Source organism: Shewanella sp. 10N.261.52.F9 (genome assembly GCF_041471165.1).
In the GTDB taxonomy this organism is placed as follows: Bacteria; Pseudomonadota; Gammaproteobacteria; order Enterobacterales; family Shewanellaceae; genus Shewanella; species Shewanella marinintestina.
Genome location: NZ_JBFRNX010000027.1, coordinates 23,210 through 34,797, shown reverse-complemented (window position 1 = coordinate 34,797; position 11,588 = coordinate 23,210). Strand labels below are relative to the sequence as shown.

The following is an 11,588-nucleotide window of genomic DNA, read 5'->3' as shown; positions in this document are numbered from 1 at the left end:
CTTTGTTTTAAGCGTTATGTTTCATATCAACTTATTGCGCATTTTACTGGTTTTATGTACAGTTTTATTTTGATGCGAATAAGGACTGAAAATGGAAGACGCAATTACATCAGCACAAACTCATATCGCATATCATCAGAAACGAGTTAATTGGCTTCAAAGAGGTATGTGGGGAATCGTAATTTTAGCTCTCATTGCATATACAATTATATCTGCGATGCTGCAATATTCGATTGATAAAATAATGAATGCACTAGCGTTTGCTGCGACCAACAATTTAGGCTCAATCGCTCAAGCACCTGAATCTATGGTTGCTGCAGTGAATGATAACAGACTAGGTCTTATAGTACTTTTGATGTTTGCGTCGGTTCTTCTAGCCATATTTGGTCGCCTCAAATTTCACTTGTCTCAGCAAGCAATGCACGAGCAAATGCTATATGGGTTCCTTCGTATCGAAGCCTCTTCTCAAGAAAAGTTAAGTTCAGATGCAGTAAAAGCGTTGTTAGACAATCCTTTTTCAACCAATCAAAAGAGTGAGCCTGTAATCAATATCCCTACTGAAGCCATTACAAAAGTAGTGGACGCTGTAGGTGATAGGGTCTCTTCAATAGTTAAACGCAAAGAAACATAACAATGCGCTCAACCCGACACTCAACGCTTGGTTTTTTTGCTTTGCAAAATTCTATGCCAAGATTTCGTGCAGGTTAGCTTGGCGTTACGGTATATAAGCTTGCCATACTTATTCCTAATAAGAGTCATCACTTTAAGAGCGTTGACTCTAACTAATATGTTCAAAAACATTTTTCGCGTAAAATCCAATTAGCTTCAATATTAACTTCCCAACTTCCCAACTTACCAACTATAGCCATCGCTTTATTTTAAAAAACCAGAAGGTAGCAGCTGCGCTGGCAAACATGAGGGCTATGGACCATGGATAGCCGTATTGCCAATGTACTTCAGGGATATTGGTAAAGTTCATACCGTATGTACTTGCTATTAACGTTGCAGGAAGAAATACGACGGCTGCAACAGAGAAGATTTTGCTGATTTTATTTTGTTGTAAACCAGTAAAGCCCATAGCTGAATCCATGAGGAAGTTCAGTTTTTCAAATAGAAACTGGCTATGGGTTATTAATGAGTCGATGTCTGACTGCATATTGCTTATGTCATTCAGTGCATTGCTAGGCAACTGATCGTGATAATCCCGCAGCATGTAGTTTAGTGTGCGCTGCGTATCGAGCAGGTTTAAACGAATTTTGCCATTCATGTCTTCTTTTATTGTGATGAGTTTAAACACGTCATCGATTTTTTCATTATCGAATACCTCATGACCGACATTTTCTAAAGCACTATAGATCTCTTCTGTGAGATCCGCCAAATGGGCAACTTTTACTTTGAAAAGCTGGATGAACAATTGTTGTGGCATCATATTGGTCGGGGGAGTTCTTTGTAGGAAACTTAAAAAAGAGGTTATTAAATGTTCATCATCGTCACGCATACTTATCAGGAAATTGGCTCTGAGATTAAAATAAATATTAACAGAATCTAAGCTCTGTTCGCACTTTTGGCTGAATAGGGAGTTTATGTGTAAACCATCTTTATTCTGATAAAAACGTGAAGAAGCCTCAATCTCATTCTTATCTTCCCTATCGGGTACGGCTTCCGTAGAAAAGCCAGCTAACCATTGTCTTTCACTTTTAGTGGGCCTTGTGATATCTAGCCATATGGTCGTTTCAGGTAAGGGTTCGTTGATATTGACTAATGTCGTAGTGACTTGTTGGTGTGCGAAGCAATATGCAGTAATCATTTTTTCCCCATTACAATGAGTAACTATTTATTGAAATAGTCGAAACCGATAATTAATGTTAGTCAATGACTGCCAAGGGATTGCAATAGTTAACGATGTTTTGCTTCTAAATAGGCGTGAGCTTAACCTATATGTTGCTTTATAAGCGCGTAGCAATGGGATTAGGGAAGTGCGCATATTTACAAAGCTATCCATAAGGAGTGGAATTAATCATTGGGGGGAGGGTGTCGGTTGGCTAAAAGATTTAACGTTAAAGGGGTGTTATTTACAGCGACTTCTGGTAAATTTGAAACAACTGTTTAAATCCATCGTTTAAGAGAGTTTTATGAACCCATATAACGCCCCATTAGCAGAGATGCGCTTCCTACTTGAAAAAGTGTTTAACGCACCTAAAACTTGGTCTGAAATGCCAGCAATGGCTGACTCAGTGGATATGGATACAGCAGCAGCTATTTTAGATGAAGCTGACAAAATAAGCCGTGAATTAATTCATCCTATAAACCGAAGCGGCGATGAGCAAGGTGTACGTCACGAAGCTGATAAGGTGATCACACCTGATGGCTATAAAGCGGTATACGACCAATACGCGGAAGGTGGTTGGGTTGGTCTTTGTGGCGATCCTGAGCTCGGAGGCATGGGCATGCCTAAGATGCTTGGCGTATTGGTAGATGAAATGGCTTACAGTGCTTGTAATGCCTTTACGCTTTACGGCTCATTAACCGCTGGTGCGGCACTGGCTATTCATGCTCATGGCACTGAAGAAATTAAACAGCAATATTTACCTATGCTATACAGCGGCGAGTGGTCTGGGGCGATGGATATGACAGAGCCACAAGCAGGTTCTGACTTACGTAATATTCGTACTAAAGCTGTGCCTAACGACGATGGTAGCTATAACATTACTGGCAGTAAAATCTTTATTACCGGTGGCGACCATGACTTAACTGAAAACGTGATCCACCTAGTGCTGGCTAAATTGCCCAATACCAGTGGTATTTCACTATTCTTAGTCCCTAAGATTAAGGTAAATGACGATAACAGCCTAGGCGAAGCAAATGGTGTCACTGTTGGCTCAATTGAACACAAAATGGGTCTTAAGGGCTCTGCAACCTGTGTGATGAATTTTGACGATGCTGAAGGTTATTTGATTGGCAAGCCTAATCGTGGGCTTGTATGTATGTTTACCATGATGAACTACGAACGTTTGGCGATTGGTATTCAGGGGCTTGGGACGTCACAAGCGGCTTATCAAATGGCGGCTGATTATGCTAAAGAGCGTATTCAAGGTGTTGCAGCTGGAGGGTCACCTACAGGGGCCGCTGCCGATCCGATTATTGTTCATGGCGACGTACGTCGTATGCTATTAACCATCCGCACTTTAACTGAAGCTGGCCGAGCACTTTCAGTTTATACAGGTCAACAGTTAGATTTAGCAAAGTACTCAGATAATAGTGATGCAAAAGCTAAAGCAAGTCGTTACGTCGGTTTGTTAACGCCAGTATCTAAAGCCTTTTTAAGTGATCGTGGCTTAGATGCAGCAATCATGGCGCAACAAGTATTTGGTGGCCATGGTTATATTCGTGAAACCGGTATTGAGCAGCTTGTACGTGATACCCGTATTGCCCAGATTTATGAGGGCACTAACGGTATTCAGGCAATTGATTTCCTAGGTCGTAAAGTGACTGGTGATAATGTTGCGGCGCTGAATGAGTTTGTTGCTGAGCAAGTCGATAATATTAATGGTTACAGCCATGTCACTGATAGCGACAAAGCGAAAGTGTTAGCTTTACTAGAAAACTTAATTCAGGTTGCTAATCATGTGAACGATAATAAGCTGAAGCAGCCGGGTTTAATTAACTCCTGTGCCGTCGACTTCTTAGATGCGTTTGGTTACACCCTTTATGGTTGCTTCTGGTTAGCCATGGTGGATGCGGCGAATGATCATGAAGATGCTAACTTTACGCTACAAAAAACACAGTTAAGTCGTTTCTATCTTGATAAGCTATTAGCAAAAGCTGATTTCCATTTATCGCAAGTTGCACACGGCGATTTATCAATTATGCAGATGGACGAAAGCCTATTCTAATTGAGTAAAGCTTAATTTGGTGTAGAAAACGATCAAAAACGCCACTCCTAGAGTGGCGTTTTTATTGACAACTTAACTCTGTATCGTTTTAATTACGGCGCACTATTTTCAATTATAGATTGTAGTAACAATACGTTAAATGGCCTTATTTCAGCCTCTTTAACAGCAGGACTATAACCATTTTCTAATACCACAAAGGCTTGAGTTAGTTTGCCGTCTTGTTTGATGTAACCAGCTAGGTTAGATACGCCCATCATAGAGCCTGTTTTTGCTAGAACATTTCCTTTTAATGGTGCGCGCCGATAGTCGCGACGGTATTCTAGAGTGCCTGTTTTGCCCGCAACAGGAAGACTATCGATTAAATACTGAAACTTTGGATCTTTTTTTATCAGTAATAAAACCTGCATTAATTGTTCTGCACTTAGAAGGTTGTAGCGTGATAGGCCAGAGCCATCAATAATATTTGCAGTACTAAGATCAACTCCTAACGCGCCGAGAATAGTTTGCATCGCTTTACTGCCATTTGTAAATGACCCAGCTACGCCGTATTCATATTGGCCTACTCGCTTTAATAAACTGTCTGCAATTAAATTGTCAGATTTTAATAGCATCTTACTCAGTAATTGAGATAAAGGCTTAGATCTATGCTCTGCGATTAACAGGGTATTTGTTGGCCTCTTGCTTGTTAGTAAAATATCCCCCTTGAGGGAGATGCCATTGTTATTAAGCAGTCTTTGCAATGTTTCTTGTGCATAGCGCGCAGGATCAGAGATCGCAATTGCAAGTTTTAATGGTTTGGTACCTGCAAAACATCCGGACAGAATATATTGGTTGTTGGCTTGCCTTTGTAAATCTAGCTCACAAAAATCTTGTGAGCCAAGCTTATCAAACACTGCACTGTTAGTGATCGTAACTGGCTCAAACTGGCTAACTGTAAGTTCACTACGTTCATCAGCAAGAGTAGGGGAAAGAGTGGCTTTAATACAGTTTTGATTAATCACATAGCGCGATACTGGTGCAGCGTAACAAATCCCTAAATCATCCCAAACCCAGCCCGGAGCTTGCATTGATTCTTGTTGTTCACCAACAAGATAAAGGTTTCCATCAATATGATTTAAGCCTCTTGCTTTTAAATCTTTTAAAAGCGCGTTTAAATTGTCGCTAGTTAATGTTGGGTCGCCATCAAATCGAATGAACACGTCTCCTTCAATTCGTTGGTTACTTATGCCAACAAAGGCATCTATCTGCGTTTTAAATCGAAAGTCTTTACCAAGTGCTGCTGTCGAAGCGACAGCAGTTAATACTTTCATAGTACTTGCTGGAATAAATAGCTGTTTAGGGTTATTCCGAAAGCTAGATTTGGGGGCGGATAAAGGACTAACAATGACCGCCGTTTGTGAAGTCTCTGGTTTTATTATGCCAATGAGATTGGTTAAATAATCGTTGGCCATTATGGGTAGAGGCGCCACTAATAGTGCGATGCTTGCTGTGATGGCGCGAATGTTTAAACTGATGTTCAAAAGCCGTTCCTTGCTAGTATGTTTAATTGTTCCTTAATAAAAGAGCTTAAGCGATTAAGGCTTGTGCTCTTGCGGATTAGTGTTGTTAGTCTCGAGGATCAATTGAGTCGTCTTTTTCCATAAGGCGATAAAGACGCAAGGTGACAAATAATACTAGTCCAAAAAACAATGGCACAACAAATATGCCTAACTGTGCTTTAAAATGAAAGATGGCCCAAGCGCCAAGAAGCACTGCAGCTAAGGTTAGCAACGTCTTAAAATTCATTAATGGTTCCACGGACGTAAAAATAGTCGCTCATATTAACAAACTACCGACCCGAGTTCAGTGATTGCTTGAGCAAACAGTAGGGGCTAGATCACAAAAAATACAGGAGTTTTAGCGCTACCGATATGACTAAATAAATGCCTAACCGCGCAAGAAGCCAGCTAAATCGAGCGCTAGAGACCGTTATTGAGAGAAAAGCCTTGCCCAAAGGCGGTTAAATCGGTAATTTCTATGCCCTTATCTAGGAGGATCTTTAATGCCACATATAAGAGTTAGCGGAATTCCAGAAATGGCTGTCGCAACGCTGAGTAGAAATTTACTCGGGGCATTAGCCGACATTTGTCAGGCAAAAGTGGAATCTTTTATTCTCGACTGGACTGGAAATCGCAATTATCGAAACGGCGTAATCGTTAATGATATTGCTCAAGTCGAAGTATTATGGTTTCCCAAAGATCCCAAAACACACCATCGTGCAGAAAAGGTTATTCGCGCAGCCGTATTAGAGGCTTATCCCAACGCGAAGCATGTCGTAGTTATGTTTAGGCAGCTAGAACCGAGCACATATTATAAAGATGGTCAGCACTATTAAGGAGAGAGCCTTGCTGAGTAAGCTAGGTGGCATACCGCTACAACCAGATTCGCTTTCGTGGCTGTTAACGCCCAAAGCGCTAAAAGCTGAATTGTTATCTCGAATTGCAAATGCAACGCATTCTATTTATATCGCAGCGCTTTATTTAGAGGATGACGAAGCCGGTAGAGAAATACTGGCGGCGTTAATTGCTGCTAAGCAGGCTAATCCACAACTTGACGTTAAGGTGCTGGTTGATTTTCATCGCGCTCGACGCGGGCTCATTGGCCATAAAGGTGATAGTGGCAATTACTTTATGTATCGTAAAGTAAACGAAGCCGCTGAACATAAAATTGATATTTTAGGTGTACCGGTAAAATCCCGAGAGTTTATGGGAGTGCTGCACTTAAAAGGTTTTGTCATTGATGACGCAGTTGTTTTCAGTGGCGCGAGTATCAATAATATCTACCTTCATCAAGACGATAAATATCGCTTTGATCGCTATCACGTGTTGGAGTCTGCTGAACTTGCGCGAAGTATGCGTGAAATGATCCAGACATATATCGCTAGCGATGTTGCTGTTAGCTCGCTGACTCAGCCAAAAGAAACTGAGCATTTACCGTCTAAAGCTGAAGTAAGTAGTCTTAAACATCGTCTATCTAAAGCTGAATACGAGTTTAGTCAAACCAAAATTGGTAACCGTGTTACGCCACTTGTCGGCTTGGGTCGTAAGAAGAACAAGTTAAACAAGGTGATTGTTGCACTGGTTGAAGAGTCTGAAGACGCGCTGTTCATCTGTACACCTTACTTTAACCCACCTTACATTTTAGTAAGAGCGTTAGCGAAACACCTTCGTAAAGGCAAAAGAATCGATATTGTTGTGGGTGATAAAACCTCTAATGACTTCTATATTCCGCCTGAAGAAGAGTTTTCAACCATTGGTGCTTTACCATACATGTATGAGCAATCACTGCGAAAATTTGCCAAGCGTCAACAGTGGGCGATTGAAAACGGTCAGTTAAACATTCACCTTTGGAAAGATGGTCGCAATAGCTTCCATTTAAAAGGAATAAGTGCTGATGGCAAACGTCACTTAATCACTGGTAGTAACTTGAATCCAAGAGCTTGGGCATTGGATTTAGAAAATGGTCTATTGCTGCAAGACGAAAGCGAATGTTGGAAAGAGAAGTTTGAACAAGAACAAGCGCATATTCTTGAACATACTGAGCGTTTGTTCCATTACAGCCAAATAGAAACATTACATAATTATCCAGCACCAGTACGCAAGATTATGAAACGGATAAAACGACTTAAAGCAGACTTTTTATTAAGACGTATACTCTAAGTTTGTTTGAGTCATTGAGAAAAGCCTGCCATGTGTAGGCTTTTTCTTTATAAGGTTTTCCTCGTTGAAAACAGTGCCACTAGGTTAAGCTCCAATGAATTTACAAAAGCACGCAATACACCATTTATATGATTATAGAAAAGCTATTTCATCCAGGCCGTTTACTGCTAGAGGTAAAAATGTGGTTCGCTGTCAGTTATGTTTACTAGCGGAACACCTGTGTACCTGTAAACTGCGTCAATCAGTCGGCAGCAAATTGGCTTTTATGTTGATTATGTACGACGACGAAGTCCTTAAACCAAGCAATAGTGGTAGGCTTATTGCTGATGTTATACCTGATACCCACGCTTTTATTTGGTCACGCAGCGAACCTAATCGTAAGATGCTTTCCATCATTAACGATCCAAAATATCAGCCCTTTGTTATCTTTCCCGCTGAGTACGCCAGAGAAGGGCAACCGGTAGTTACTGATGTTACAGCGGGGAACATAGCAGCTGATAAAACACCATTGTTTATTTTGCTAGATGGTAGTTGGCGTGAAGCGATTAAGATGTTTAGAAAGAGTGAATATTTACACCATTTGCCGCTGTTTTCATTTTCGCCTGAAACGACCGCCAGTTACGCATTAAGAAAAGGCGCCCGTGACTTTCAGCTTGGTACGGCTGAAGTCGCGAGCTTAGCGATAGCCGCGGCAGGTGAACCTGACAATGGTGCGGTACTTGAAGCTTGGTTTGCGCTATTTGTGGAGTCATCTCTACATGGCCGCAGTCGTAATAATCGCGATCCTGAGAATATCACTAGGTTAGCGGCGCAATTGGATCAATCGCTGCTGCAAGCGACTAAAGATTTATAAAACTTAACTTGGGATCCGCCAATCCAGTATTTCAGAGCGGAATGAACTCCTACCTTGCAAGTTGTTGAGTTTGTAATTATTTACGCTAAGATGGTTACAGGCTCACAATTAGATTTAAATGTTAAGGAGTGCAATGCTGCAATGGAATGTAGGTTTATTTTGGTGCGAACTGAATATACTCAACCCGCCCTCAGCGACTAAAAATAGTCGTCACGACTCGAGACCTTCTCTCCAACGCACTCTTGCTGCAAGGTTACCCGATGCACTAACTGCTGCGCCTTTGCTTACGGTGTTCTTCATTGCAGTTCCATTAATTACAGCTCCATTAATAACTGCGCCCTTGATTACTGGCTCCGTCGATGACGCTGACTTAGCGACAAACCTTTATCAGTTTAATCAAACGCAAAGTACTAACAGTCTGCAGCTGATCAGCCAGTCCCAATCAGTCGCTATTTTGTTTACGCCACTCACTGCAACGCCACCAGCTCAGCATCAAGTACACCGAGCGCTTTATGCGAGGAAAAGCCGCTATAAAAGAGGGCTAATGTGTAAAGATAAAGGTTGGGAGTTTTGTGCGACCTGGGCAACAAACGGGAGAGCGCCCGGCAGCCGAATAGCTTAACTGATATTTTTACCCATCAAAAAAGCAAGCTCTGCGACGTTACTCACGTCCATTTTTTGCATCACTTTTTGCCTGTGTAGTTCTAACGTGCGCTGAGCAATATTTAACTCGGCTGCAATCACTTTATTAAGCTTTCCTTCTAATACTTTCTCCATCACTTCATGCTCTCTAGGCGTTAAGGTATCAAGCTTTGTTGTTAAAGCCTGTTTAGCGACGGAACGCTGCATATTTTGTTCGCTAATAGAAGCAGCCTTCTCCAGTAAAATAACCAGCTTATCGCCATCAACAGGCTTTTCGAGAAAGTCGAGCGCACCTTTTTGAATAGCCTGAACAGCCATTGCAATATTACCGTGACCGCTAAGCATGATCACAGCAATAGGGCTGTTTGCTTGTACCATGTGAGATAACAAAGCACTGCCATCCATGCCAGGCATTTGAACATCTAAAATGGCGATAGCACTTTGCTGTAAATCGACAGCTGTTAGAAATTCATCAGCTGATAAAAAGCCTTGAGGTTGGAAACCTAAACCATTGAGCATCCAAGTTAATGAATCTAATACGTCTTGATCATCATCAACTAAATAGAGATTACTCATGTGTTTGCTCCTTAAGTGGCAAAACAATACTAATGGTTAGCCCGGCAGACTGAGTATTTTCAGTCATTACTTGGGGCTGTATGTTATTCATCGCTTTTATCTCGCCGTGGTGCTCTTCGATAATTCTTTTGCAAATAATCATACCTAGCCCTAAACCATGCTCTTTGGAGGTTTCGAAAGGGAAAAACAATCGCTCCAGAGCAGCCTCACTCAAGCCGCTACCGCTGTCTGTAAAATTAATATGCACTTGGTTATGTTTCATCTTCAGAGTGATGGCTAGACTTGGTTCAGTGCAGTTCTCCATGGCATCCAGCGCATTACGGATAATATTGACAAAAACTTGCTGCAACAAACTCGCATCGGCAGTTAGCTGAATAACCTCTGTGGTAAGCACAGGCGTTAGGTTCATTCGTTGAAACTCTGCTGACATTAAGCTCAAGGTCTCGTCTAAAATTTGATTCAGGCTGCATAGCGTCATTACGCTTGGTTGCTGACAAAAGTATCTAAAGCGCTTAATGGTTGATTGCGCTCTATCAACTTGTTGTAGGGCCTTCGTCATCGCTTCCTTAAGCTCGGTTTGGTTGTCAGATAAGCGATAGATACACCCTTGAGTCAGATAACGGATCCCTGCCAAAGGCTGGTTTAACTCATGGGCGATCCCGGATGCCATTTCGCCGGTCAATAACACTCTTTGGGCACGATAAAATTGTTTGGTTTGCTCTAATAACGCTTGCTCAGTTTGTTTGTGTTGCGCAATTTCGGCTTGCAAGTCGCGTGTGCGCAGCACCACTAATCGTTTTACCCTTAAATGATGGATAAAGCCTAAAAGTAATATCAGCGTAATGGCGATGCCTACGGGGAGGGCACTCTTAAATATTGAGGTCCAATTGGTCACAAAAGGCCATTGCTGCAACTGTTTTAGTAGTTTGAATACCTCGCTGTCGTTAACCGTTGCTGACCAGGCTTGATAGCGGCCAGTGATTGCAGCGTTTGATGCAGGCTCAATCGATAACAGTGAACGTATTACCTTAGTTGCTAGCTGGTGGTCAGTTTTACCTAACTTTGACAAGGAATAGTATGGGTATAATTGGCTTGAACTCTGACATTTAAAACCTGAATTCGGCTGACTCAGCACAACTTGCAAGCTGTCCTTTGGGATATTGCCGGCTGCGATTGCATTTTCAAGGACACAGGTGGGTAAAATAGCTATGTCAGCCGTGCCATCTAACACTTGTTGCAATAATTTTTGTTGTGGAAAACCAGCAAACTTGAGGCTGTTAAAGTCTTTAAAGGGATTCAACCCGTTTTGCGCCATCTCACCGGCATAGATTTGAAAACCACCAAATGCATTGGGATCACTCGACACCGCATTTAAAAACCTTAAATCATTAAAACTGCTGATCTGTGTGCCTTGGCGGGAAATAAGCGCTGAACCTACCGCCTCGGTGGGGTTACTGTTATTTAATGGGATAAGTGTCAGGATGCTGCTGGTGCCATAATCCTTTTTATAACTGACAGCAGTGAGGGCATTAGTGATCAGAAAATCAAATTTTCCCAAGGATACATCATGTTCGAGTTCACTCGGTGGCAATGCAACAAGCTCAAATGATCGCTGAAGATCAAGCTCTAGCTTTTCAATGGTTGGCCGCCAGCGTTGCTCGACCTTTTCAGGTTCAGTGAAAGCAAGTACACCGATTCGAATTGGTTGTTGCACATCAGCATATGAATAACTGCAAGCTAACAAGCAAATGCTACTGACTATCTTAGGGAGTTTTCTAAACATGGTTATCTTCAAAAGCACATCGCTTATCTATTATGCGCTATTGTCGAAAAGCCTGTGATAAAACTCATAAGTAAATTGAGGTTTATCACAGTTTACTTATGTATGCGGAAAACCGTTAGATAAGCTCAGACGGGGATTAGTTA

General features: G+C 41.8%; 11 protein-coding genes. 6 read left to right on the top strand and 5 right to left on the bottom strand.

Annotated features, from left to right (window positions below):
- Positions 1 to 91: 91 nt before the first annotated feature.
- Entirely contained in the window at positions 92 to 631 is a 540-nt protein-coding gene (locus AB4298_RS17600; RefSeq protein WP_371987719.1) for a hypothetical protein, read from the top strand.
- Between the two features lie 228 nt (positions 632 to 859).
- Here the strand turns inward: AB4298_RS17600 and AB4298_RS17595 are convergent, their stop codons facing one another.
- Positions 860 to 1,807 carry a magnesium and cobalt transport protein CorA gene (locus tag AB4298_RS17595; protein WP_371987717.1) on the bottom strand — a complete coding sequence of 316 codons (948 nt, stop codon included), beginning with the start codon at positions 1,805 to 1,807 and terminating at the stop codon, positions 860 to 862.
- Between the two features lie 325 nt (positions 1,808 to 2,132).
- On the opposite strand from AB4298_RS17595, the gene AB4298_RS17590 reads away from it, so the two are divergent.
- Positions 2,133 to 3,893 (top strand): acyl-CoA dehydrogenase family protein, encoded by a 1,761-nt coding sequence (locus AB4298_RS17590; protein ID WP_371987716.1) that lies wholly within the window; start codon positions 2,133 to 2,135, stop codon positions 3,891 to 3,893.
- Positions 3,894 to 3,985: 92 nt separating this feature from the next.
- Here the strand turns inward: AB4298_RS17590 and dacB are convergent, their stop codons facing one another.
- Positions 3,986 to 5,413, bottom strand: coding sequence for a D-alanyl-D-alanine carboxypeptidase/D-alanyl-D-alanine endopeptidase (gene dacB / locus AB4298_RS17585; protein ID WP_371987715.1), 1,428 nt, complete (start codon positions 5,411 to 5,413; stop codon positions 3,986 to 3,988).
- An 85-nt stretch (positions 5,414 to 5,498) separates the two neighbouring features.
- The gene (locus tag AB4298_RS17580; protein WP_248997105.1) at positions 5,499 to 5,678 is read right to left on the bottom strand and encodes a hypothetical protein; all 180 of its coding nucleotides are present in this window, start codon (positions 5,676 to 5,678) and stop codon (positions 5,499 to 5,501) included.
- A gap of 256 nt (positions 5,679 to 5,934) precedes the next feature.
- Between AB4298_RS17580 and AB4298_RS17575 the strand changes: the two genes are divergently transcribed.
- The 4 genes from AB4298_RS17575 to AB4298_RS17560 all read left to right on the top strand — a co-directional run bounded on the left by AB4298_RS17575 (position 5,935) and on the right by AB4298_RS17560 (position 9,066).
- A complete protein-coding gene (locus tag AB4298_RS17575) occupies positions 5,935 to 6,267 on the top strand; it encodes a DUF1904 family protein (protein ID WP_248997106.1) in 333 nt (110 codons plus the stop codon).
- A gap of 10 nt (positions 6,268 to 6,277) precedes the next feature.
- The gene (pssA, locus tag AB4298_RS17570; protein ID WP_371987713.1) at positions 6,278 to 7,591 is read left to right on the top strand and encodes a CDP-diacylglycerol--serine O-phosphatidyltransferase; all 1,314 of its coding nucleotides are present in this window, start codon (positions 6,278 to 6,280) and stop codon (positions 7,589 to 7,591) included.
- 94 nt (positions 7,592 to 7,685) lie between these two features.
- A complete protein-coding gene (locus AB4298_RS17565) occupies positions 7,686 to 8,444 on the top strand; it encodes a tRNA-uridine aminocarboxypropyltransferase (protein WP_371987711.1) in 759 nt (252 codons plus the stop codon).
- Positions 8,445 to 8,577: 133 nt separating this feature from the next.
- On the top strand, positions 8,578 to 9,066 hold the full coding sequence (locus AB4298_RS17560) for a hypothetical protein (protein WP_371987710.1): 489 nt from the start codon (positions 8,578 to 8,580) through the stop codon (positions 9,064 to 9,066).
- Here AB4298_RS17560 and AB4298_RS17555 read toward each other — a convergent pair.
- Both AB4298_RS17555 and AB4298_RS17550 read right to left on the bottom strand, forming a co-directional pair.
- Positions 9,063 to 9,662, bottom strand: a complete 600-nt coding sequence (locus AB4298_RS17555; RefSeq protein WP_371987709.1) for a response regulator transcription factor — start codon at positions 9,660 to 9,662, stop codon at positions 9,063 to 9,065. The two genes, AB4298_RS17560 and AB4298_RS17555, sit on opposite strands and share 4 nt — an antisense overlap.
- Entirely contained in the window at positions 9,655 to 11,445 is a 1,791-nt protein-coding gene (locus AB4298_RS17550; RefSeq protein ID WP_371987708.1) for a sensor histidine kinase, read from the bottom strand. The genes AB4298_RS17555 and AB4298_RS17550 overlap by 8 nt, the downstream gene beginning before the upstream one ends.
- Between the last annotated feature and the right edge of the window lie 143 nt (positions 11,446 to 11,588).